Genomic DNA, 22,900 nt, shown 5'->3' with positions numbered 1-22,900 from the left:
ATCGTCAAGATTCATTTCGCAAAACCCCTATCTGCGCACGCAGGTAGGGGTTTTGTCTTTAAGTAGGAACTACAGAGATTCGCAGGCACGTCAAAGCGACGGGCCAGCACACAGAATTTCTTGACGACCATAGAGCATTGGAACCACCTGATCCCATCCCGAACTCAGCAGTGAAACGATGCATCGCCGATGGTAGTGTGGGGTTTCCCCATGTGAGAGTAGGTCATCGTCAAGATTCAAACAAAAAGCCCCTGTCTGCGTTGCAGACAGGGGCTTTTTCTTTTCCGGGTTAAAACACCCTGGTGTTAAGCGCTAGCGGCTGAGCTGTTTGTCCAGGTAGCTTCTGATCACCCGCGATCCATTATTCAGATGCTGCTCCAGCACCCTTACCGCCTCGTCGACACGTTTGTCAGCGGCAGCATCGACCAGGGCGTTATGGTCGTCCTGGGTGAGCTTGCCCAGCCCCATGGACGACAAATGGAAGCGCAGGAAGCGTTCTTCCTCGTTCAACTCATTCTCGATCAGGCGCAGCAGTTTCTGGTTGGATGCCTTGCCATAGAGCGCCATGTGAAACAGCCGATTGAGACGGCCGATTTCCGCATGGCTGATTTCGTTTTCCAGTTGCTGGATGTAACCACGGGCACTGGCGATGTCATCGGCATCGAGCAGCGGGATCGACTGGCGCAGCGCTTCGCTCTCCAGGAGCACGCGCAATGCATAGGTGTCGACGGCGTCCTCGCCAATCAACGGCGCGACCACTGCACCCTTGTGCATTTCCACCTTCAGCAGCGATTGCGCCTCCAGCTGGCGCAGAGCCTCGCGCACCGGCATACGGCTGACGCCGTACAAGTCGGCGATTTCCTGTTGGCGTACGGCGGTGCCAGGTGGCAGGCGGCCATCGAGAATGGCGCTGCGCAAGCGTTCTTCTATGACGCCACGGGCCTGGTGCGCCGGCAGCTGTTCGCTGGCCAGCACGTTACTGAGTTTGATTTTCTCGGCCAAGCGAAGTGTGCCTCGACGACAGAAGGTTGGATCCAATGACACTAGTGACAGGCAAGGGGGCTTGTCAAACCTGCGCCCGCAACGGCGCGAGCGGCCCAAGCTGACATTTATGGTGGATGAGTTTTCCCGGCAAAGGAAGCGACACACACTAAGCGCTAACAATAAAGTTATAGTCAGCCGACCATCGGCTACATGATCGCGCAGTGCCATTGTCTTTTATGTGACCAGGCCGCACCATCGCTGCTTTGCAACGACCTGAACAGGGCCTCGCAGTGGCGATTACCTGGCTGCTCAAAACCTCCTTGCGACGTTTTGGCTTTGCCCTGTTGCTGGGTGGCTTGCTGCTGGGCGGGTTGCATGCGGATTGGGACTTTGCCGAGATCAGCCGCAAGTCCGAAGCCCTGTACGGCCCCTTGGGTGCAGGGAAGGGCCGCATCGATGCCTGGCAGCGGTTGATGGCGACCCAGAGCCAGGGCAGCGAGATGCAGCGCCTGCAGGTGGTCAACCAGTTCTTCAACCAGCAACTGCGCTACGTCGAGGATATCGACCTGTGGCACGCGGTCGACTACTGGGCCACGCCCATCCAGGCGCTTATAAAAGGCGCCGGCGACTGCGAGGACTACGCCATCGCCAAGTACTTCAGCCTGCGGCGCATGGGGATCCCCAGCGACAAGCTGCGCATCACCTACGTCAAAGCCCTTCGCCAGAACCGTGCGCACATGGTGCTGACCTATTATTCAAGCCCGCAGGCGCAGCCGTTGGTGCTCGACAGCCTGATGGACGCAATAAAGCCGGCCAGCCAGCGTACTGACCTGCTGCCGGTGTATGCCTTCAATGGCGAAGGTCTGTGGCTGACCGGCGCTGCGGGCAACAAGAAAGTCGGTGATACCAAGCGCCTGTCCCGTTGGCAGGACTTGTTGAAGAAAATGCAGGCCGAAGGGTTCCCGGCCGAACCGGTTTACTGAAGGAGCACAAATGTCACTGTTCAAACAATTGCTGTTGGCCATTTGCCTGTTCCTGGTCATCGCGTTCAGCGGCAGCTTCATGGTCAGCCTGGAAAGCTCGCGCAGCCAGTATGTCAATCAGTTGCGTTCCCACGCCCAGGATGCAGCCACTGCGCTGGCACTGTCGCTCACGCCAAATATTGATGACCCGGCGATGGTCGAGCTGATGGTCAGCTCGATCTTTGACAGTGGCTACTATGCCAGCATCAAGGTCATCGACATGGGCTCCAACGCCGTGCTGGTGGAGCGCCACGCCGAGCCAGACCCAGGAGGCGTGCCTGCCTGGTTCATCCACCTGATCGGCCTGGAAGCAGCTGGCGGCGATGCCATCGTCAGCCGTGGCTGGCAGCAGGCTGCGCGGGTCGAGGTGATCAGCCACCCGATGTTTGCCCTCGGTAAACTCTGGCAGAGCGCGTTGGGCAGCTTGGGCTGGCTGCTGCTGTGCGGTGCTGGGAGTGCGGCGCTGGGCGCCTTGCTGCTGCGTCGCCAACTGCGCCCGTTAGATGCGATGGTTGAGCAATCACACGCCATTGCCCGGCGTGAGTTCCACAGCCTGCCGGAGCCGCGTACGCCAGAGCTGCGCCGGGTGGTGCAGGCAATGAATCAGATGGTTGAAAAGCTCAAGGCGCTGTTCAGCGAGCAGGCTGAGCGCAGTGAGCGGCTGCGTGCCGAGTCTTATCAGGACAGCCTGACCGGGTTGTCGAACCGGCGCTACTTCGAAATGCAGCTCAACGCCCGCGTCAGCAACATGGAGGAGGCCCGTGCCGGCTACCTGCTGTTGCTGCGTGTACAGGGGCTGGCAGGGCTCAACGCCCGTCTCGGTGGCCAGCGTACGGACCAGCTGCTGCAAGCGGTAGGTGAGCAGCTGAGGCGTACCTGCGCCACCTTCCCGGAGACCAACGACCTGATATCCCGCAGCCGTGGTGGTGAATTCGCCGTCTTGGCGCCCGGAATGGTCCACGAAGACGCTGTGCAGCTTGCCCAGGATCTTGAGGCGGCATTGCAGAGCCTGTACGAAACGGGTGCCAGCGACATTTCGCCGGTCGCCTGCATTGGCCTGGCGCCGTTCAGCCCGGGCGATGCGCCGCAAGTGCTGCTCAGGCTGGCTGACGAGGCTTTGGCGCGTGCCGAGAATCAGCCGATGTCGGGTTGGGTATGTCTGGAGCAGGGTGCCGCTGCCGTTGCTGGCGACAGCCAGCACGAGTGGCATAAGCGCCTGGACGAGGCCTTTGTCAAAGGCCGCTTCGAGCTGTTCTTCCAGCCGGTGGTCCAGACCCAGGCCCCTCAGCGGGTGCTTCACTACAAAGTGATCTCGCGGCTGCTCGACGAGCAGGGCGAGGCCTTGCCCGCTGGCCGCTTCCTGCCCTGGCTGGAGCGTTTTGGCTGGATGGCGCGGCTGGACCTGCTGGTACTGGAAAAAGCGCTCGCGCACCTGCGCAGTTACGGCCCGGTGCTGGCCCTGAACCTGTCTGCTACAACCTTGGCCGAGCCAAAGGCTCTGGAGAGGGTCTATGAGCTGCTGAGCCAGAACACGGCGCTGGGTGCGCGGTTGATCCTGGAGATCGGCGAGGAGCAACTGCCGAAGCAGGCCGCGCTGGAACAGTTGACCCGGCGCCTGCGCGAGCTTGGTTTCGGCCTGGCTCTGCAGCGCTTTGGTGGTCGCTTCAGCATGATCGGCAACCTGGCGCATCTGGGCCTGGCCTACCTGAAGATCGATGGCAGCTACATTCGCAACATCGACCAGGAGCAACACAAGCGGCTATTCATCGAGGCGATCCAGCGTGCGGCGCACAGTATCGACCTGCCATTGATCGCCGAGCGGGTCGAGACCGAAGGCGAACGGCAGGTACTGCAGGGCCTGGGCATCGAAGGGTTCCAGGGCCTGCTATCTGGGGAGCCTGCGCCCTGGCGCTGATCTCAGATCAACCCGGTTTCCTCGTCTTCTTCGATCAGGTTGGTCAGGCCGCCCAGCGCCTTGCGCGCCGTCGAGCGGCTGAGCAGCTTGGCCTGAGCCCCGGCAGGCAGGTCGGTGATGCTGATCACACCCTTGGTGGTCAGCACCTCGATCAGGTCTTCGAGCACGCGGATCATGTCCAGGTCGCTCTGCTTGAGTTGCTTGAGGCTGTTCTCGACAACATCGTCGGCGAACCATTCCTGGATTTCCGCATGGTCGGCGGGCAGGATTTCCGTGTACTCGGCATAGGGTGCGGCTTCCACCCGCGCCAACTGCCCCTCGCCGTCGCGTTGCACGTAGAACATGGCGTTCATCCTCATCACGTTGAATCCGTGGATCGGCTCTGGCGCAGCATAGGCAACTTTGCCCTGCTGCGCCTGCCAGTCGGCCGAGCATTGGCTTGGAACGGCACATCGCAACTGGCAAACGTGTGCGGCAACTCACAAATATCATCTTGACACTATTTTCACCTAGTGCTGTAGAATTGACGGACTAAACTTAAGCCTAATCTGGTTGCGTCGTATTTTTGACGTTCTTGTTCGTCAAAAAGCCTCTAATGCGCACGTGCGGCCTACGTCTTTGAATCAGCTCCGATTTCGAATTCAGAGTCATCGTTTTGACGAAAAGTATTCCGTTGTTGGCTATTCCCGGACTAGGTGCCGAGCATAGTCAGTTCCATGAGCAAGGCCTGTATTGGTTGGCCTGTGACACCACAGAAAACGCCGCTACGCTCTGCCGCCAAGTGATCGAAGCCATGCCTGAACAAGGCCGGGCGGCGTTGCTGGGTGGTGCGCGGATGATACAAGAGGCCCTCGCAGGCCTGGACCCCACTTGCGGTCCTGCCGAGCTGACGTTGTTCGAGGCTGACACGCGGGCCATTCTGCACCTGAAAAACGACCTGCCGCGTATCGACTTGCCTGGCCGAGTGCTGCTGGTCATCGTGCCATCGGCTGCCTGGGACGGCGGCTCTGCCGAGCACTGGTGCCAGGCGCTGCGCCAGGCGGCGCTTGCTGCCGGTGCGCTGGTTCTGGTGATCAGTGAAGGGCAGAGTGCCTCGCTGGTCGAGCGCCTGCGCGCATTCAACCAGTCGCTCGACGGGCTCGCCCAGCTGTATCGCGGCCAGGGTGGCACGCGTTACCTGCAGCACTTCTGGAGCAACAGGCTCGGCGTTGCCGGCACCCAGGATTTGGAACTCGCACGGCATGCCGGTGGTTTTGCCGTTGCTGGGCGGCCGTTGCCGTTGACCGATGCCGGCGGCGATGAGCTGCTCTGCCTGGCCCAGAGCCAGGTCCTCGAAGGTGCGCCTGCCTTGTCGGAGCACTGGCAAGTGTTCGACAGCATTAACGAGGTTGGCGCCAAGGCCAGTCGTGCTGTGTCGGCAACCGTGATTTTCGCCATGGATGGGGGCCAGCGTCTGGATGTCCTCGCTCGTCAGTTGCACACTTTGCGGCAGCTGCGTGGCAATGCCCTGAAATTAGTAGTGCGGGAAATGGCGCCAACCCTGCGCTACCAGGACGAGCAGCTGTTGCTGGCCTGTGGTGCAAGCCTGATCGTGCCGTTCGGCGCCAGCCTGTCGCGTTTCCTGACCATGGTCGACAGCATCCAGGGTTATGTCTGGCGCCGCCACCTGCCGGCCGACTTCGATGCCTTGCTCGCTCGCCTGCGGCCAATGCCGGTCTGCGGCCTGGTGGCACCTCGGGTGTTTGCCGAAGCGGTGCGGCAGATGTGGCACGGCCATCGTAACGGCGAAATCGTCCACCAGCTCTTGGTGTTGCGCCCGGCACCGGGCCTGAGCCCGCTGCAGTCCTGCTCGCGCACGGTGTTCCGCCGCGATGGCGACATCGCCTGCGTGGTCGGCGAGGTGTTGTTCCTGTTTCTCTTCGCCTGCCGTTCGGAGGGCGTCGAGCAGGCGCTTGACCACATCTTCCAGTTGTCCTGGAAGGAGCTGTTCATCAACCAGGATCTGTTGGTCAGCCTCGACAGCCTGGACGCTCCGGCATTTCTCGACGAAACCGTACCGCAGCCGCCACTGGCCGAGTCGGTGGTGCTGCCAGCGGCGCTGAAACGGCCCACCCTGGTGCCTCGGCGGATCGCCCTGGACCCTGGAGGGGCAGCATGAACTTCGTGCAACTGCTTCAGGTAATTGGCATCAGTGCGCTGGTTACCTTGATCCTGGTCCTGTTCGTGGTGAGCGTGCGTGCCACCGTGAAGGGCTGGCTGAACCGCCTTTTGCGACCTCGTTACCTGAAGCCGGTGGGTGTACGCCGCCGTGTGGTGCGTCAGGACACTGAATAATGACTAGTTCGACAATTTCCGCCCCGGTGCCGGCCCGTTGGCACGGTCTGGGTGCCTGGAACCTCTATTTCCTGGCCAAGTTCCTGTTGGTCGCGGTTGGCATGCTGGACTTCCAGGCATTGCCCAATCTGCTGTTCGCGGCATTTCTGCTGATCCCGCTGCCGAGGCGCTGGCTGCGTGTCGGGCGCCAGGTCGTGGCCGTACCCGTGGGCATCGCGCTGTTCTATCACGACACCTGGCTGCCACCGTTCCGGCGCTTGCTGGCGCAGCCTGGGGTGCTCGATTTCTCGTGGGATTACCTGTTGGAACTGCTGGCCAGGTTCATCAACTGGAACCTGATCGGCGCCCTGTTGCTGCTGCTGGTGGGCTACCTTTACCTGCGTCATTGGCTGCGCCTGAGCACGCTGAGCTTGGCCGGCCTGGCATGGCTGGCGGTCGGCGGGCTGCCGGCGCTGAGCATCGGAGGTGGCCAGCCAGCCGTCGCCGGTGCTGCCAACCCGGCCACCACGGCCGCTGTTGCACCGGCTGCGGCCGTGGCCGACACGGCGACCCTGATGCCTGGCTGGAGCGCTTCTTCGCCAGCGAGCGGCAACGGGTGACCACATTCCCTGCCGTGAAAGCGGACGAGCAGAACTTCGACCTGCTGGTAATCAACGTGTGCTCCCTGGCCTGGGACGACCTCTCGGCTGTCGGCATGCACGACAACGCCTTGTTCTCGCGCCTGGACGTGGTGTTCGATCAGTTCAACTCGGCGACCTCCTACAGCGGGCCGGCAGCGATTCGCATGCTGCGCGCCAGTTGCGGCCAGTCGTCCCATGCGGGGCTGTACCAGCAGGCGCCCGAACAGTGCCTGCTGTTCCAGAACCTGGCCAAGCTTGGGTTCCAGAGCCAGACGCTGCTCAACCACAGTGGGCGTTTCGACAACTTTATCGGCGACATCACCACCCAGCACATGCCGCAGCCAGGCTTCAGCGTCAGCGACTTCCCGCGGGCGCTGGTCAGCTTCGACGGCTCGCCGATCGCTGGCGACCTGGACGTACTGCACGGCTGGTGGGGCAAGCGCAAGAGTTCCGGCGCCGACCATGTTTCGTTGTTCTACAACACCATCAGCCTGCATGACGGCAACCGCATGGTGACCGCCGACGGCGGCACGCGCCCGGCCGATTACGCCACGCGGGCCAACCGCCTGTTCGGTGACCTCGGCAAGTTCCTCGACGAGCTCGAAGGCAGCGGCCGTCGCGTGGTGGTTGCCATCGTTCCCGAGCACGGCGCGTCCTTGCACGGTGACCGCATGCAACTGTCGGGCATGCGTGAGATCCCGACACCGTCGATCACCCATGTGCCGGTCGGCCTCAAGTTCATTGGCATGGGCCAACCGGCGCGTGGCGAGCCTCTGCGGGTCACCGCGCCTACCAGCTTCCTGGCGCTGTCCGAGCTGGTTTCCCGTGTGTATGCGGGCCTCGGGGCGGGGCAGACCCTCGACCTGCCAAGCCTGCTGACCGACCTGCCGACCACCGAGCGCGTGTCGGAAACCTCCGGTGCCCAGGTGCTGGACTACCAGGGCCAAACCTATATGCGCCTGCAAGGCCAGCCGGATTGGCAGCCTGTTCCGAAGGAGAGCCCATGAAGACTGGCAAAGCAGACCCATCCGACCGCAGTGATGATATCGCCCAGTTGCGCCAGTACTTGGCCATGCCTGCTTTGAGCTATCAGGACATTTCCATGATGGTCGGTGTGCAGCAGGCGTTGCAGCGCTGGCCGCTGCTGGGCGAAAGCTGCATGGCCCGCCTGGAAGAAGCTGCCTTGGCGCGGACCGAGCAGTCGAAGGCCGTGCAGTCATGATCAGCCTGGCCTTGCATGGACTGCGTGGTGGGTTGGGCCGTACTGCGCTGCTGGCGGCGCTGGGTTATGCCTTGCGTGAGCTGGGTGAGCGCGTGCTGCTGGTCGACATGAGCCCGGACAACCTGCTGGGCCTGCACTTCAACCTGCCACTCGAACAGCGCGACGGCTGGGCCTGTGCCGAGCTGCAGGGGCGGCCCTACGACGAGCCCCTTTATGAGGTACTCGATGGCCTGTGCGTGATGCCCTTCGGTGAAGTGGATCCGCACCGGCTCGGCGAGCTGCACGGCTATCAGCAGCCCGAAGTGTGGCGTACTCGCCAAGCCGCACTGGCCAAGCATTTCGACTGGCTGCTGTTCGACTTGCCTCACCCGGTAGCGACCAAGGCCGCACGTGGTTTCGTCACTGACATGCGGGTTCTGGTGGCCGAGGCTGAGATGACCAGCCACATCCTGCTGGGGCGTCAGCAGGTCGAGCGTTACGACATGCTGCTGGTCAACCGTTTCGACCCGGCCAGCAGCCTGCAGAGCGATGTGCTGATGGTGTGGCGTGACCTGTTCCGCAAGCGCCTGCCTATGCAACTGGTGCACCGTGACGAAGCGTTCGTCGAGGCCTTCGCCTGCAAGGCGCCGGTTGGCCATTACGCGCCGCAATGCCTGGCATCCCGGGATGTGCAAAGCCTGGCGGTACGTTGCCTGGCGAGGCGCGAAGCGTGAACGTGACCCCGCTCTCGGCCTACGCCCACTTCACCGCGCGCGGTGCACAACGTGGGGTCGCCCTGCTGTTCACCCTGGGTGTGTGGCTGGCGTTCCTGTTGCTGCGGCTGGAATCACCGGCCTGGCAGGCACTGCTGGCTGAACGTCAGCGCTTGTTCCCGCAGTTCGTCGGCAAGCGCCCGACGCTGGGCGACCCGCTGCGGCTGTTGATCCAGTGCGCCTGGCTGCTGCTGCGGCGGGTGCCACAGCCGCGCAAACCCGGTCGGCCGCTGCGTGTCTTGTCGTTCGCGAGCGGCTATCTGCGCGGCGCCTTGACGGTGCTGCGCAACTGCCGTGCGCGGGTGGCCGAAGCCATGGGCCAGGTGCCGGCGCGTTTTCGCGACAGCGACCTGCAGCAAGGTGCCGCCCAGCGCCTGAAAAGGCTGGGCGTGTTCGGCCGGCGCCTGTTCTATACCGTGCTCACCTCGTTCGCCGTGCTGCTGGCCGTGCTCTGCGTGACCGAGCCGTTCGGTTACTTGGCGCAGCTGGTGTTCATCTTCCTGCTGTGGGGCATCGCCATGCTGGTGCGCTACATGCCGGGCCGCTTCCCGACCCTGATGCTGATCGTGCTGTCGACGATAATTTCCTGCCGCTACCTGTGGTGGCGCTACACCTCGACCTTGAACTGGAACGACACGCTCGATCTTGTCTGCGGGGTGATTCTGCTCGCGGCAGAGACCTACTCCTGGTTCGTGTTGATCCTCGGTTACATCCAGACCTGCTGGCCATTGGAGCGTAAACCGGCGAACCTCCCGGAAGACCCGGCAAGTTGGCCCAAGGTCGATCTGTTGATCCCCACCTACAACGAAGACCTTTCGGTGGTGCGTACCACGGTGCTCGCTGCCCTAGGCCTGGACTGGCCGCGCGAGTGCCTGCGCATCTACATCCTCGACGATGGCAAGCGTGAGGAATTCCGCGCCTTCGCCGACGAGGTTGGCGTGGGCTACATCGTGCGGCCGAACAACCACCACGCCAAGGCCGGTAACCTCAACCATGCGTTGGGGATCACCGACGGTGAGCTCATTGCCATCTTCGACTGCGACCATGTACCGGTGCGCTCCTTCCTGCAGATGACCGTCGGCTGGTTCCTCAAGGACCCGAAGCTGGCGCTGGTGCAGACGCCTCACCACTTCTTCTCGCCCGACCCGTTCGAGCGCAATCTGGGTTCGTTCCGCCGCCGCCCCAACGAAGGCGAGTTGTTCTACGGGCTGATCCAGGACGGCAACGACATGTGGAACGCTGCTTTCTTCTGCGGCTCCTGTGCCGTGCTGCGGCGCACCGCGCTGGCAGACATCGGGGGCTTTGCCGTCGAAACTGTCACCGAAGATGCCCATACCGCGTTGCGCCTGCACCGCAAGGGCTGGACCTCGGCCTACCTGGGCATTCCCCAGGCTGCGGGCCTGGCCACCGAGAGCCTGTCGGCGCACATTGGCCAGCGCATCCGCTGGGCGCGCGGCATGGTGCAGATCTTCCGTACCGACAACCCCCTGTTCGGCCGCGGCCTGAGCCTGTTCCAGCGGATCTGCTACGCCAACGCCATGCTGCACTTCCTCGCCGGCCTGCCGCGCCTGGTCTTCCTCACCGCGCCGCTGGCGTTCCTGCTGCTGCACGCCTACATCATCTACGCGCCTGCCGTGATGATCCTGCTGTACGTGCTGCCGCACATGATTCACGCCAGCCTTACCAACTCGCGCATGCAGGGCAAGTACCGGCAGACCTTCTGGGGTGAGGTCTACGAGACCGTGCTGGCCTGGTACATCGCCCGACCGACCACGGTCGCGTTGTTCGCGCCGAAGAAGGGCAAGTTCAACGTCACCGCCAAGGGCGGTCTGATGGAGGAGGGCCAGTTCGACTGGCGCATCGCCCAGCCGTACCTATTCCTCGCGGGCCTCAACGTGGCCGGCCTGGGCTTTGCCGTCTGGCGCCTGTTCACCGGCCCGGCTGCGGAAATCGGTACGGTGATCGTCAGTTCGTTGTGGGTGACCTACAACCTGCTGATCCTCGGCGCCGCCTGCGCAGTGGCCGCCGAAGTGCGCCAGGTGCGCCGTGCGCACCGCGTGCAAATGCACCTGCCGGCCGCACTGCAGCTGGAGAGTGGTCATGGTTTCCCCTGCACCCTGGTCGACTATTCCGATGGTGGTATCGGCCTGCAACTGGGTGACGGTGTGAAGCCTGCATCAGGGGCGCGCGTGCGCCTGCTGCTGAGCCGCGGGCAGCGAGAATTTGCCTTCAATGCACGGGTCACCCGCATTGTCGGCCGGCATGTGGGCCTGACCTTCGAGGGCCTCAACCAGCAACAGCGCATCGACCTGGTGCATTGCACCTTCGCCCGCGCCGATGCCTGGCTGGGTTATCAGGACAAACACGAAGTCGACCGCCCGCTGCGCAGCCTGATGGACGTGCTCAAGTTGGGCGGCGTTGGCTACCTGCGCATGATCGAACACACCCCCATCTGGCTGCGCGGGTGGCTGCTGCCCCTGTACGAACTGCTGCGCTGGCTGGCCAGCTACCTGCCGCATACACCCCGACCTCTTCCTTCCACGAACCTTGCTGACCGAGACGCATGATGACTCGTTATCCCGCACGCACCTGGGGCCTGGCGATGGTGCTGCTTGCCTCGCTGTTCCAGAACGCTGCAGTCGCCGCTGTAGCCCCCCTTGCCATGCCGGCCGAGCCATTGGTGCCCAACTGGCCCGTCACCCAGACTTTCGAGCAGCTTGGCCGATCGGCCGACAGCCTGATGCTGGGCGTTCGCAACAGCGAAAACATCGAGTTTGGTCTGCGCCGGGATCGCCTGGCCACCGACGCGGTGCTGCAGCTGGACTACACCCCGTCGCCAGCCCTGCTACCGAACCTGTCGCATCTGCGCGTGTACCTCAACGACGAGTTGATGGGGGTGGTGCCGATCGAGAAGGACCAGCTCGGCCAGCGCGTGCGTCGTCAGCTGCAGCTGGACCCGAAACTGATCAGCGATTTCAACCGGGTGCGCCTGGAGTTCGTCGGGCACTACACCGATATCTGTGAAGACCCGGCGCACAGCGGCCTGTGGCTGAACGTCAACCGCAAGAGCCAGGTGCAACTGCGCGAGCAGGCGCTGGCGCTGGAAAATGACCTGGCCTACTTCCCTTTGCCGTTATTCGATGTACGCGACACCAGCAAGGTCGAGTTGCCGGTGGTTTTTGCCGACACCCCGACCCTGGGCGAGCAGCGTGCCGCTGCCATCCTGGCGTCGTACTTCGGCAGCAAGGCCGGCTGGCGTAAGGCGACCTTCCCGGTGTCGTTCAACAGCCTGCCTGCCAGCGGCGAAAAACCGCAGCCAGCCATTGTCTTCGCCACCAATGATCGGCGCCCGGCGTTCCTCGCCGACCTGGAAAAATTCCCGGCGGTCGATGGCCCGGTGGTGCAGCTGATCGATCACCCGGGCAACCGCTGGAGCAAGCTGTTGCTGGTCCTGGGCCGCAATGACGAAGACCTGGTCAAGGCCGCCTCGGCGCTGGCCGTCGGCAGCGACCTGTTCCGCGGTTCGCGGGTCAAGGTCGAGCAGATGACCGCGTTGCAGCCGCGCAAGCCCTACGACGCGCCGAACTGGACGCGGACCGACCGCCCGGTGCGGTTCTCCGAGCTGCTCGATTACCCCGAGCAGTTGCAGGTCAGCGGCTTGCAGCCACGCCCTATCACCCTCGACGTGAACCTGCCCCCCGACCTGTTCGTCTGGCGCAACCAAGGTATTCCGCTACAGACCCTGTATCGCTACACCCCGCCAGCGGTTACCGATGAGTCGCGCCTGAGCATCAGCGTCAACGACCAGTACATCACCAGCATGCCGCTGGTGGGCAATGACCGCCGCAGCAGCACCCTGGAAGAGATGCGCCTGAACGTACTGTCCACCGACAGCACCGTCCTGACTGAGCAATCGTTGGTTCCGGCCCTGAAGATCGGCGCGCGCAACCGCCTGCGTTTCGACTTCAGCTTCGCCAGCACCCTGGGCAGCGCCCAGCGCGACCACTGTCAGACCTCGCTGCCGGTAGACGTGCGTGCGGCGATCGACGAAAACTCGACCATCGACCTCTCCGGCTACTACCACTACATGGCCATGCCTGACCTGCGCGCCTTCGTTCGCAGTGGCTTCCCTTACAGCCGCATGGCCGATCTGTCCGAGACCCTGGTGGTGGTACCGGCCAAGCCCACGGCGATGCAGGTCGGCACGTTGCTTGACGTCATCAGCAGCATCGGCGGGCAGGTGGGCTACCCAGCCCTGAATGTGCGGTTGAGCGACAACTGGAAGCAGGCCGCAGACGCCGATGCCGACCTGCTGCTGATTGGCAGCCTGCCCGAAGACCTGCGCGAGCAGCCGAACCTGGGCTTGTTGCTGAACGCTCAGCGCGATTGGATGGTGCAGGGGCGTGCGGTGGAGCAACCCGGCATCCGCCGCTTCGACACGGCCCCCGTGATGTCCAACAACCGCATCGAAGTCAGTGCGCAGGCACCGATTGCCGCGATCACCGGGCTGAAGTCGCCGTTCCACGAGCAGCGCAGCGTTGTTGCCTTGCTGGGTAGCTCTGATGACGCGTACGCCTTGCTGCGTGAAGTGCTGGCCGACTCCGGCAAGCTCGACGCCGTGGCAGGCTCCGTCGCCTTGGTGCGCAGCAGTGGTGTCAGCAGCCAGTTCGTGGGTGAGCACTACTATGTAGGCCAGCTGCCATGGTGGCTGCTGCTGTGGTTCCACCTCTCCGATTACCCGACACTGATCGCGGTGATCGCCGTCATCAGCGTGCTGCTGTTCGCCTTCCTGTTGTGGCGTGCGCTGCGTTGGGCCGGGCGTCGTCGCCTGAGCGGGGCTGATTGACCATGCGCCAGCTGTTGGCCTTGGTGCTGGTGTTGTGCATGCCCGGCGTCGCCCGCGCGGCGGCGGATTGCCCGTGGCCGGACTGGGAGCGCTTCAAGACCCACCTGATGAGTGCGGATGGCCGGGTGCTCGACCGTAGTGATGAGCGCCTGGTCACCACCTCCGAAGGGCAGAGCTATGCGCTGTTCTTCGCCCTGGTCGGCAACGACCGCCAGGCGTTCGACAACCTGCTGCGCTGGACCGGCAACAACCTGGCCGAAGGCGACCTTTCCCGGCATTTGCCGGCCTGGCTCTGGGGCCACGGCAAGCAGAAGCAATGGCAGGTGCTGGACAGCAACAATGCCAGCGATGCCGACCTGTGGATCGCTTACAGCCTGCTCGAAGCGGGGCGGCTGTGGAACGAGCCGGCGTATGCCCGGCTGGGCACACAGATGCTCTGGCGCATCGCCGCACAGACCGTGCGCAAGTTGCCGGGCCTGGGTGTGATGCTGCTACCGGCGGATTACGGCTTTGACGACAACCGAGGCTGGCGCCTGAACCCCAGCTACCTGCCGCCGCAATTGTTCGACCGCTTTGCCCTGGTGGACCCACTGTGGGGCGAGATGGCCAGCAACGTACGTCGCCTCTGGTTGCAGTCATCGCCCAACGGCTTTGCCCCGGACTGGTTGCTGTGGACGCCAGCGGCAGCCATCGAGCCCGACCCTGAGCACGGTAGTGCCGGGGACTATGACGCCATCCGCGTGTACCTGTGGCTGGGCATGCTGGCTAACGGTGCAGCGCAGCGTGACGAGCTGCTGCGTCACTTCGCACCGATGGTCACCGCCACTACCCAGGGTGGCCAGCCGCCGGAGAGCGTCGATGCCCGCACTGGCAAACAGAGCGGGCATGGCCCGGTGGGCTTTTCCGCAGCGTTGTTGCCATTGCTGGCCAGCGCCGCAGATGGCCACGCTACGCTTGAAGCCCAGCGCAAAAGGTTGCGCGAGCAGCCTGCCGAGCCACAGGCATATTACAACCAAGTCCTTGCCTTGTTCGGCCAAGGCTGGGACCAAGCCCGCTATCGCTTTGACAATCAAGGTCGTCTGCTGCCCGCCTGGAGTGCTCCATGTTCCGAATGATCGGCGTGCTGACGCTGACCGCTTTGTCCTGTGCCGTGGCCGCGCAGCCGAAAGACCGCGATGAGCAACGCCAATGGCTGCTGGAGCAGGTACGTATTGGCGAGGCGCTGCACCGCGACGACCTGATTCACGACGCCCTGGCCAGGCTGCGTTTGTTGGAGCCGCGCAACCCTGATGCCTTGCTGGCCTCGCTGAGCCTGGCGCTGCGTGAGCAGAAACCTGAAGAAGCCGAGCAACTGCGTGCAAGCATCGCTGCAGTGGCACCGGGCAGCCTCCAGGATCGGCAAGCCCGACGTCTGATGGCGCTGCAGCAGCCCGAGCAGGCGCAGCGTTTGCAGCAAGCGCGGCTCATGGCAGTGACGGGGCGCTATGACGAGGCTCTGGTCGCCTATGACCAGTTGTTCGGCGGTGAACCGCCCAGCCTGGACCTGGCCTTGGACTACTGGCGCGTGCGTGGCAACCTGGCCGGTCAGCGGCCGGAAGCGATCCGCCAGCTGCAGGAGCTTGATCGCCAGTACCCAGGCAACGTCGGCTTGCGCCAGACCTTGGCCGCCTGGCTGTTCAGCGAGGACCGTGACAGTGAAGCCCTGGCCATCCTCGACCAGTTGTCGCGTGACCCGACGGCACGCGATGCCGCCGCCCAGCGCGAGTTCGACTACCTGTCCGAGCAACCGGTGAGTGCCAACAGCGTCGCTGCCTGGCAGGCATTCGTCCAGCGCTATCCGGCATCGCCGCTGTTGCCGCTGGCCAATGACAACCTCAAGCAGCAACGCACCCTGGTGGGTGACCCGGCCTGGCAGGCTGGGCAACGTGGCAAGGCGTTGCTCGATCAGGACCGCAACGTCCAGGCAGAAGCACAGCTGCGTCTGGCCCTGCGCCGTTATGCCGATGATGCCAGCCTGCACGGCGCGCTCGGCGTTGCGCTGATGCGTCAACGCCGTTACGGGGAAGCCAACGCGGCATTCCACCAAGCGGTTACCATCGAGCAGAACACCCGCCTGATGAGTAAATGGAAAGACCTCGAAGCCTCCAGCCAGTACTGGGGGATGCTGCAGCGGGCTGACAGCGCGCTGGAGAAACAGGACTTGCGCACTGCCCGTTCGCTCTACCAGCAGGCGCGCCAGCAGCGTCCTGACGATGAGTTCGCCATGCTGGGTCTGGCCGATGTGTCGTTCGCTGAAGGTGACCTGGCCAGTGCCGAACGGCAATACCTGCAGGTGCAGCGCAAGGTACCGGGCAATGAAAGCGCGGTGCGCGGCCTGATGCGCATCTATCAGGCGCAGTCGACAGACAAGGCCGAAGCGTATCTGAGCAGCCTGCCTGCGGCCCAACAGGTCCAGTTCGCCAGCCTGCGCCGTAGCCTGGAGCTTGGCCGCCTGCGCGAGCAGGCAGATGCCGCCGTGCAGAGGCAGGATTGGGCTAGCGCCAGCCGGCTACTGACGCAAGCTGCCGAGCTGGCGCCCGATGAGCCCTGGCTGGCCTACCAACTGGCCAACAGCCTGCGCCAACAAGGCCGTAACGCTGAGGCCGACGCCGCATTCAATCGCGTATTGCAGCGCCAGCCCACCGATCCTGCCACGCGTTACGCCCATGGCTTGTACCTGGAATCCAGTGATCGCGATGCACAGGTTCAGGACACCCTGCGCGCCGTGCCACAAGGTGCCTGGACCGACGACATGCGCGTCCTCGACAAGCGCGTGCGCCGGCGCATGACCCTTGCTCAGGCTCAGCGCCTGCAGGATCTGGGTCGCACCGACGAGGCCAGCGCCGTGCTGGAAGCTGGCCTGGCCCATGGCGAGGGTGATCCGGACGACCTGCTGTTGATGGCGGACTGGGCGGCACAGCGGGGCGATCATCGTAAGGCACTGGGTTACTACCAGCGCGTGCTGCAGGTTCAGCCGCAGCGTGCGCAGGCGCGCCTAGGCGTGATGGAGAGCTGGATTGCCGAAGGCGACCTGGCCCGCGTACGCCAGGCACTGGAGGTGCAGCCGCTGCAGCTGACCGACGAGCAAGGCGATGCACAGCGCCGCTATGCTGAAGTGCTGGCCGCCCTGGGCGAGAAGGAAAAAGCGGCCCAGCTGCTGGAGCATGTCGCCGCCAAACAGTCGCAGCCCGACCCGTTGCTGCGCCGCGACGCAGCCAGGCTGGTGGCGGCCAACGACCCACAGCGAGCGCTGGATCTGTATGCCGCAGCAATGGCCGATGCGCAGATGATCAGCCGCTCGCAGGCCTCGCCGCGTGACGACCGGGCCATGACCTTCGCCAGCCGGGCGAAGGACAGCGATGACTGGCTGGCGCGCAGCCTGCGCAGCGACGTCGATGAGCTGTACCAGCAGCGCAATACCAATGTCACCCTCATGCATGACTACGGTTGGCGCAAGAACGACGGCACGCCCGGTATCTCCCGCCTGAGCACCCAATCGACCTTGCTGCATGTCGATACGCCTTGGGAAGACGGCAGGGCGTTTGCGCGGGTCGAGCGCATTGGTATGGATGCCGGCTCGTTTGACCTCGACGAAAACGGCAACAACACCGCTGACTTCGGTACCTGCCAGTTTGTCGGCGTCACCCGCAGCGGCGCACCTCTGCCGACCTGCCAGCCGGGCTCGCAGACGGCCAATGGCGGTGTACTGGCGATGGGATGGCAGAACAGCCGCTGGGGCTTCGACCTGGGCACGACCCAGGGTTATGAGGTCAATAACTGGCTAGGCGGCGCAATCGTCAATGGCGACTTGGGGCAGGTGGGTTGGTCGCTGGCGGCCTCGCGCCGGCCGATGAGCAACTCGCTGCTGTCGTTCGCCGGCGCGCGCGACCCGGCTACCAACGTGCGCTGGGGTGGCGTCACGGCCAACGGCGCGACGCTGGGGCTGAGCTGGGACCAGGGGGGGGATCACGGTGTCTGGGCAAGCCTTGGCCACCATTGGCTGGTCGGCGAGAACGTTGCCGACAACCAGCGCACCCGCGCCATGGCAGGGTATTACTACCGCGCCGTGGAGAAGGCTGACGAGCGCATGCGCGTGGGCCTCACCGTGATGAACTGGCGCTATGACAAGGACCTGGGCGGCTACAGCCTCGGTCAGGGTGGCTACTACAGCCCGCAACGCTACGAGTCGATCGGTGTGCCGGTCAGCTATGCCTGGCGCAACTATGACTGGTCGTTCCTGCTGGAAGGCTCGGCCAGCTGGTCACATGCCAGCAGCGACAGCAGCCGGCTCTACCCGGACGATAGCCTCAACCGCAAGTTGCTGGCGCGTTACGACATCATCGAATCGAACATCGATGCGACCACCGATGCCAGCAGCAGCACAGGCGTGGGCTATCGCCTGCATGGTGCCTTCGAGCGGCGCCTGAACGATCGCTGGGCGCTGGGCGGAGGTTTCGACTGGCAGCACAGCAAGGATTATGCGCCCAGCCACGCCATGCTCTACGTGCGCTACCTGTTCGAGCCGTGGCGCGGCAACCTGGCCTTGCCGGTCACCTCGCTGGAGCCTTACAGCGAATGGCGTTGAGGGGCGCCTGGCGCCCCTTTTCAGTGCGCGAACCGTTTCATATGGTTATGCGCTAACGGTATTTAAAATATTTTTCTTATGCCTTTATAGTCATTCCCACTGCGTACCCGTCGACCAATCGATGCGCCGCACGACTTGAACCCACACGGGTAATCCCCGTGCGTTTCTGATCGTTGCGCGCCATTGAAGTCGCGCACTGCGTGGGAGTGACACATGCCAGCCGCCTCGAACGCCTTGTCGTCCATCGACAGCGCCCAGCCGCAAACCTTTGAAATCCGCCCGTTCTCGGGTGCCGTCGGCGCCGAGATCATTGGCCTGGACCTGGCCAAGCCGGTCACCGCCGAGGATTTCACCCGAATTCATCGCGCCCACCTCGACCACCATGTGCTGGTGTTCCGTGACCAGCGCATCAGCCCGCAACAACAGATTGCCTTCAGCCGCCGCTTTGGCGAGTTGCAGATCCATGTGCTCAAGCAGTTCCTGCTCACTGGCTACCCAGAAATCCTGATCGTCTCCAACATCATCGAGAACGGCCAGAATATCGGCCTTGGCGATGCCGGCAAGTTCTGGCACTCGGACCTGTCGTACAAGGAGCTGCCAAGCCTTGGCTCCATGCTGCACGCACAGGAGCTGCCCAGCGAAGGTGGCGACACCCTGTTCGCCGACATGCACAAAGCCTGGGACGCTGTACCCCAGGCCCTGCGCAAAGTGGTCGAGGGCCGCAGTGCCGCGCACTCCTACACCGCCCGTTACGCCGAAACCAAATTTGAAGGCAACTGGCGCCCGACCTTGACCGCCGAGCAGCTCGCGCAGGTGAAAGAGGTCATCCACCCGGTGGTGCGTACCCACCCGGAAAACGGCCGTAGGGCGCTGTTCGTCAGCGAAGGCTTCACTACCCGCATCGTCGGCCTGCCTGACGATGAAAGCCGCGACGTGCTGCAGCAGCTGTACGCGCTGAGCGTGCTTGAGCAGAACATCTACCGCCACCAGTGGCAGCCCCACGACCTGGTGTTCTGGGACAACCGTTCGCTGATCCACCTGGCCACCGGCTGCCCCGCGCACCTGCGCCGCAAACTGTTCCGCACCACCATCCAGGGCGATGCCCCGTTCTGACGACTGAGGAATTCATCATGCGCAAATCCATCAGCCGCCTGGCGGCAAGCATTGGCCTGGGCGCCAGCCTGGTCGTTGGCAGCCTGGCGGCCCCCGCCGTGGCGCAAGCCGAAGGCAAGATCCGCATCGCCGAGCAGTTCGGCATTGTCTACCTGCTGCTCAACGTGGTGCGTGACCAGCACCTGATCGAGAAGCACGGCAAGCAGCAGGGCATCGACATCGAGGTTGACTGGGCGCAGCTGTCCGGCGGCTCGGCGATCAACGACGCACTGCTGTCCGGCTCGGTGGACATCGCCGGTGCCGGGGTTGGCCCGCTGCTGACCGTGTGGGACCGCACCAAGGACCGGCAGAACGTCAAGGCCGTGGCCTCACTGGGCAACTTCCCGTACTACCTGGTCAGCAGCAACCCAAACGTGAAGACCATCGCCGACATTACGGACAAGGACCGCATTGCGGTACCTGCTGTGGGTGTTTCGGTGCAATCGCGCTTCCTGCAGTACGCCGCCGCCCAGCAGTGGGGCGACAAGGAATACAACCGCCTCGACAAGTACACCCTGGCCGTACCGCACCCGGATGCCACCGCCGCGCTGCTGGCTGGTGGCACCGAACTGAACGGGCACTTCTCCAACCCGCCGTTCCAGGACCAGGTGCTGGCCAACAAGAACGTGCACGTGGTGCTCAACAGCTACGACTTGCTCGGCCCAAACTCGCCGACCCTGCTGTTCGCTACCGAGAAATTCCGTAACGACAACCCCAAGACCTACAAGGCCTTCGTCGACGCCCTGGCCGAGGCGGCGGACTTCGCCCAGAACGACAAGGCCGCTGCAGCGGATACCTACATCCGCGTGACCAAGGCCAAGATCGACCGCGACGCGCTGATCAAGCTGATCGACAACCCGCAGTACGAGTTCACCGTCACCCCGAAAAACACCTACAAGCTGGCCGAGTTCCTGTATCGGGTAGGCGCCATCAAGCACAAGCCAGCGTCGTGGAAGGACTACTTCTTCCAGGATGAACGGCCGCTGCAAGGGAGCTGACCGACCATGACCGCCCCATTGCCAGGCCACACGGCCAGCAACCTGAGCCGTGTCGCCACACCGCCGTTGCTCAAGGTGGACAACCTGAGCCTCGAATACCGCACCGCGCAGCGCGTGGTGCGGGCCACCCATCAGGTCAGCTTCGAAGTTGACCGCGCCGACCGTTTCGTCCTGCTTGGCCCGTCGGGCTGCGGCAAGTCCACCCTGCTCAAGGCCGTGGCCGGCTTCATCAACCCCCGGGAAGGGCAGATCCTGCTGCAGGGCCAACCGGTCAATAGCCCCGGCCCTGACCGCATCGTGGTGTTCCAGGAGTTCGACCAGCTGCCGCCGTGGAAAACGGTGAAAGAGAACGTCATGTTCCCGCTGCTGGTGTCTGGCCAGCTCAAGCGCGCCGAGGCCGAGGAGCGGGCCCTGCATTACCTGGAAAAGGTCGGCCTGGCCGCCTTTGCCGATGTCTACCCGCACATGTTGTCGGGCGGAATGAAGGCACGCGTGGCGATCGCCCGGGCGTTGGCCACCCAGCCGAAAATACTGCTGATGGACGAGCCGTTCGCCGCGCTCGATGCGCTGACCCGACGCAAGATGCAAGAAGAACTGCTGCTGCTGTGGGAGGAAGTGCGTTTCACCTTGCTGTTCGTCACCCACTCCATCGAGGAAGCGTTGGTGGTCGGCAACCGCATCCTGCTGTTGTCGCCCCACCCGGGCCGGGTACGGGCCGAGGTGCACAGCCACCAGTACGACCTTGGCAGCCTCGGCGCTGCGGACTTCCAGGCCAGTGCGCGACGCATCCATCGCTTGCTGTTCGACGAGGCCGAAGCCCCCGAGCAGGCCGATGACCTGGGCTTCAACGACATTCGCATTGCCTACTGACAGGAGCTTCAGCCATGACCCCTACACCTGTGCGCCAGGAATACGAGGTGCAGCTGGAGCCTTTGCTCAGTGTGCCTGTGGAGCGCAATCTACCGTTGGCCCAGCGCCTGTGGCAGCACGGCTGGCTGCGCAAGGCCGTGATTCTGGTGGTGATCGCCGCCTTGTGGGAAGCGATCGCGCGCTACCAGGGCAACGACCTGCTGCTGCCAACCTTTCTGCAGACCGCCGCCGCATTGTGGGACGGCCTGCTTAGTGGCGAGCTGCCTGCCAAGGTCGGCGTGTCGCTGGTGATTTTGCTCAAGGGTTACCTGCTGGGCATCGTCCTGGCCTTCGGCCTGACCAGCTTGGCGGTGTCGACCCAGCTCGGTCGCGACCTGCTGGGCACCCTGACCTCGATGTTCAACCCCTTGCCGGCGATTGCCCTGCTGCCGTTGGCGTTGCTTTGGTTCGGGCTGGGCGACAACAGCCTGATCTTCGTGCTGGTGCATTCGGTGCTGTGGGCGCTGGCGCTGAATACCTATGCGGGCTTTCTCGGGGTGTCGGAAACCTTGCGCATGGCAGGGCGCAATTACGGCCTGAAAGGGCTGCGTCTGGTCCTGCACATCCTGGTACCGGCGGCGCTGCCGTCGATCCTCTCGGGGCTGAAGATCGGCTGGGCGTTCGCCTGGCGCACCCTGATCGCCGCCGAACTGGTGTTCGGCGCCAGCAGCGGCAAGGGCGGGCTGGGCTGGTACATCTTCCAGAACCGCAACGAGCTGTATACCGACAAGGTGTTTGCCGGATTGGCGGTAGTGATCCTGATCGGTTTGCTGGTCGAGGGGTTGGTGTTCAATACCCTTGAGCGGTTGACCGTTCGGCGATGGGGCATGCAGCGGTAATACATCTGTGCCGGCCTCTACGCGGGCTTGCCCCGCGAAGAGGCCAGTACAGGCAACTAATTCATGTACTGTGCTGCCGCATTACTCAAGGTCCTGGCGATCTCCTCGCGTAAAGTTTGCGGCTCTTCGACCACCAAGCCTTCCCCTTGGCTAAGTACCCACCAGCGCAACGGCCCGCCATCTTCCACCGTGGCCCGCAGTCGATGCCCCTGCTCGAGTGCAGTCAACTGCATGTCTAGGCTCAACGGCGCCTCGCGCAACTGCCGGGCCAATGGGTCGCTGATCCAGGCCTGCATCTCGATCCCTTCACCCTGCGCCGGCTGAAGCGAATCACCCCGCAAATATCCCTGCAGGTCGAAATTCCCCCGCAACTCGCCAGCAACGTTCGCCGACCAGTGCCAGCCAAACGGAATGCTCTTGTCATTGCGATCCAGCGGAAAGATCAGCGACAGCTCGTTAAGGTCCCGCTCCACCGTACGTTTGCTGATGTTGAAGCCGACATCTCGCAGGCGCCACACCAGTTCGGCACTGGTAATGCCCGGGGAGCGGCTCGGTAACTGGCGCAGCAGCGCCCACTGACGGCTGAGGGTGGCGCGGGTGGTGGCGAACGGCAAAAGGTAACGTCCTTGTCTAGGCTTGCCGCAACAGGATGGCGGCGCGAGCGGGTCATGGCAATTAGCCAT

Annotated in this window: 17 protein-coding genes, 1 rRNA gene and 1 pseudogene; 16 read left to right on the top strand and 3 right to left on the bottom strand. The window is 63.7% G+C overall.

All coding sequences use genetic code 11. The features are described 5' to 3' along the window. The first annotated feature begins 119 nt into the window (after positions 1–119). Positions 120–235: ribosomal RNA gene (rrf, locus tag BGP85_RS28565) — 5S ribosomal RNA — on the top strand. Positions 236–312: 77 nt separating this feature from the next. Here the strand turns inward: rrf and BGP85_RS28560 are convergent. Beyond that, a complete protein-coding gene (locus BGP85_RS28560) occupies positions 313–1,002 on the bottom strand; it encodes a GntR family transcriptional regulator (protein WP_103446218.1) in 690 nt (229 codons plus the stop codon). Positions 1,003–1,238: 236 nt separating this feature from the next. Here BGP85_RS28560 and lapG point away from each other — a divergent pair, with 236 nt between their 5' ends. Next, positions 1,239–1,967 carry a cysteine protease LapG gene (gene lapG, locus BGP85_RS28555; protein ID WP_258035839.1) on the top strand — a complete coding sequence of 243 codons (729 nt, stop codon included), beginning with the start codon at positions 1,239–1,241 and terminating at the stop codon, positions 1,965–1,967. 10 nt (positions 1,968–1,977) lie between these two features. Then, the gene (gene lapD / locus BGP85_RS28550; RefSeq protein ID WP_103446216.1) at positions 1,978–3,921 is read left to right on the top strand and encodes a cyclic di-GMP receptor LapD; all 1,944 of its coding nucleotides are present in this window, start codon (positions 1,978–1,980) and stop codon (positions 3,919–3,921) included. Positions 3,922–3,923: 2 nt separating this feature from the next. Here the strand turns inward: lapD and BGP85_RS28545 are convergent, their stop codons facing one another. Then, positions 3,924–4,265 carry a tryptophan synthase subunit beta gene (locus BGP85_RS28545; RefSeq protein ID WP_103446215.1) on the bottom strand — a complete coding sequence of 114 codons (342 nt, stop codon included), beginning with the start codon at positions 4,263–4,265 and terminating at the stop codon, positions 3,924–3,926. A gap of 323 nt (positions 4,266–4,588) precedes the next feature. Here BGP85_RS28545 and bcsE point away from each other — a divergent pair, with 323 nt between their 5' ends. The 13 genes and pseudogenes from bcsE (at position 4,589) to BGP85_RS28480 (ending at position 22,217) form a co-directional block, all read left to right on the top strand. Then, positions 4,589–6,079 carry a cellulose biosynthesis protein BcsE gene (gene bcsE / locus BGP85_RS28540; protein WP_103446244.1) on the top strand — a complete coding sequence of 497 codons (1,491 nt, stop codon included), beginning with the start codon at positions 4,589–4,591 and terminating at the stop codon, positions 6,077–6,079. Beyond that, positions 6,076–6,255, top strand: coding sequence for a cellulose biosynthesis protein BcsF (bcsF, locus tag BGP85_RS28535; protein ID WP_103446214.1), 180 nt, complete (start codon positions 6,076–6,078; stop codon positions 6,253–6,255). The genes bcsE and bcsF overlap by 4 nt, the downstream gene beginning before the upstream one ends. Beyond that, positions 6,255–7,882, top strand: a pseudogene (bcsG, locus tag BGP85_RS28530) (cellulose biosynthesis protein BcsG). Before bcsF ends, bcsG begins: the two are co-directional and overlap by 1 nt. Then, positions 7,879–8,097, top strand: coding sequence for a cellulose biosynthesis protein BcsR (bcsR, locus tag BGP85_RS28525; protein ID WP_103446213.1), 219 nt, complete (start codon positions 7,879–7,881; stop codon positions 8,095–8,097). The pseudogene bcsG and the gene bcsR overlap by 4 nt, the downstream one beginning before the upstream one ends. Then, positions 8,094–8,810 carry a cellulose biosynthesis protein BcsQ gene (gene bcsQ / locus BGP85_RS28520; protein WP_103446212.1) on the top strand — a complete coding sequence of 239 codons (717 nt, stop codon included), beginning with the start codon at positions 8,094–8,096 and terminating at the stop codon, positions 8,808–8,810. Before bcsR ends, bcsQ begins: the two co-directional genes overlap by 4 nt. After that, a complete protein-coding gene (gene bcsA / locus BGP85_RS28515; protein WP_103446211.1) occupies positions 8,807–11,416 on the top strand; it encodes a UDP-forming cellulose synthase catalytic subunit in 2,610 nt (869 codons plus the stop codon). Before bcsQ ends, bcsA begins: the two co-directional genes overlap by 4 nt. After that, entirely contained in the window at positions 11,416–13,695 is a 2,280-nt protein-coding gene (bcsB, locus tag BGP85_RS28510) for a cellulose biosynthesis cyclic di-GMP-binding regulatory protein BcsB (RefSeq protein WP_374755340.1), read from the top strand. The genes bcsA and bcsB overlap by 1 nt, the downstream gene beginning before the upstream one ends. Before the next feature lie 2 nt (positions 13,696–13,697). Then, positions 13,698–14,810: a cellulose synthase complex periplasmic endoglucanase BcsZ gene (gene bcsZ / locus BGP85_RS28505; RefSeq protein WP_103446209.1), complete on the top strand. Its 1,113-nt coding sequence runs from the start codon at positions 13,698–13,700 to the stop codon at positions 14,808–14,810. Next, complete coding sequence (gene bcsC / locus BGP85_RS28500; RefSeq protein ID WP_103446208.1) at positions 14,798–18,319, top strand: cellulose synthase complex outer membrane protein BcsC; 3,522 nt, start codon at positions 14,798–14,800, stop codon at positions 18,317–18,319. The genes bcsZ and bcsC overlap by 13 nt, the downstream gene beginning before the upstream one ends. A gap of 213 nt (positions 18,320–18,532) precedes the next feature. Continuing rightward, entirely contained in the window at positions 18,533–19,432 is a 900-nt protein-coding gene (locus tag BGP85_RS28495) for a TauD/TfdA dioxygenase family protein (protein ID WP_103446207.1), read from the top strand. Between the two features lie 17 nt (positions 19,433–19,449). Continuing rightward, a complete protein-coding gene (locus BGP85_RS28490; RefSeq protein WP_103446206.1) occupies positions 19,450–20,469 on the top strand; it encodes an ABC transporter substrate-binding protein in 1,020 nt (339 codons plus the stop codon). A 6-nt stretch (positions 20,470–20,475) separates the two neighbouring features. Next, on the top strand, positions 20,476–21,339 hold the full coding sequence (locus BGP85_RS28485; protein WP_103446205.1) for an ABC transporter ATP-binding protein: 864 nt from the start codon (positions 20,476–20,478) through the stop codon (positions 21,337–21,339). Positions 21,340–21,353: 14 nt separating this feature from the next. Next, positions 21,354–22,217 carry an ABC transporter permease gene (locus BGP85_RS28480; protein ID WP_027919390.1) on the top strand — a complete coding sequence of 288 codons (864 nt, stop codon included), beginning with the start codon at positions 21,354–21,356 and terminating at the stop codon, positions 22,215–22,217. Between the two features lie 56 nt (positions 22,218–22,273). Here the strand turns inward: BGP85_RS28480 and BGP85_RS28475 are convergent, their stop codons facing one another. Continuing rightward, positions 22,274–22,831, bottom strand: coding sequence for a WYL domain-containing protein (locus BGP85_RS28475; protein ID WP_103446204.1), 558 nt, complete (start codon positions 22,829–22,831; stop codon positions 22,274–22,276). Positions 22,832–22,900 lie beyond the last annotated feature (69 nt).

It is taken from the genome of Pseudomonas putida (assembly GCF_002906855.1).
GTDB lineage: Bacteria > Pseudomonadota > Gammaproteobacteria > Pseudomonadales > Pseudomonadaceae > Aquipseudomonas > Aquipseudomonas putida_N.
The sequence above is the reverse complement of the archived record's forward strand: the minus strand, read 5'-3'. Positions and strand labels throughout refer to the sequence as shown.

Excerpts from the sequence above, each read along its gene's own strand:
- lapD (WP_103446216.1), top strand. The coding sequence starts at position 1,978 with ATGTCACTGTTCAAACAATTGCTGTTGGCCATTTGCCTGTTCCTGGTC.
- BGP85_RS28545 (WP_103446215.1), bottom strand. The coding sequence starts at position 4,265 with ATGTTCTACGTGCAACGCGACGGCGAGGGGCAGTTGGCGCGGGTGGAA.
- bcsF (WP_103446214.1), top strand. The coding sequence starts at position 6,076 with ATGAACTTCGTGCAACTGCTTCAGGTAATTGGCATCAGTGCGCTGGTT.
- bcsR (WP_103446213.1), top strand. The coding sequence starts at position 7,879 with ATGAAGACTGGCAAAGCAGACCCATCCGACCGCAGTGATGATATCGCC.
- bcsQ (WP_103446212.1), top strand. The coding sequence starts at position 8,094 with ATGATCAGCCTGGCCTTGCATGGACTGCGTGGTGGGTTGGGCCGTACT.
- bcsB (WP_374755340.1), top strand. The coding sequence starts at position 11,416 with ATGACTCGTTATCCCGCACGCACCTGGGGCCTGGCGATGGTGCTGCTT.
- bcsZ (WP_103446209.1), top strand. The coding sequence starts at position 13,698 with ATGCGCCAGCTGTTGGCCTTGGTGCTGGTGTTGTGCATGCCCGGCGTC.
- bcsC (WP_103446208.1), top strand. The coding sequence starts at position 14,798 with ATGTTCCGAATGATCGGCGTGCTGACGCTGACCGCTTTGTCCTGTGCC.
- BGP85_RS28495 (WP_103446207.1), top strand. The coding sequence starts at position 18,533 with ATGCCAGCCGCCTCGAACGCCTTGTCGTCCATCGACAGCGCCCAGCCG.
- BGP85_RS28490 (WP_103446206.1), top strand. The coding sequence starts at position 19,450 with ATGCGCAAATCCATCAGCCGCCTGGCGGCAAGCATTGGCCTGGGCGCC.
- BGP85_RS28485 (WP_103446205.1), top strand. The coding sequence starts at position 20,476 with ATGACCGCCCCATTGCCAGGCCACACGGCCAGCAACCTGAGCCGTGTC.
- BGP85_RS28480 (WP_027919390.1), top strand. The coding sequence starts at position 21,354 with ATGACCCCTACACCTGTGCGCCAGGAATACGAGGTGCAGCTGGAGCCT.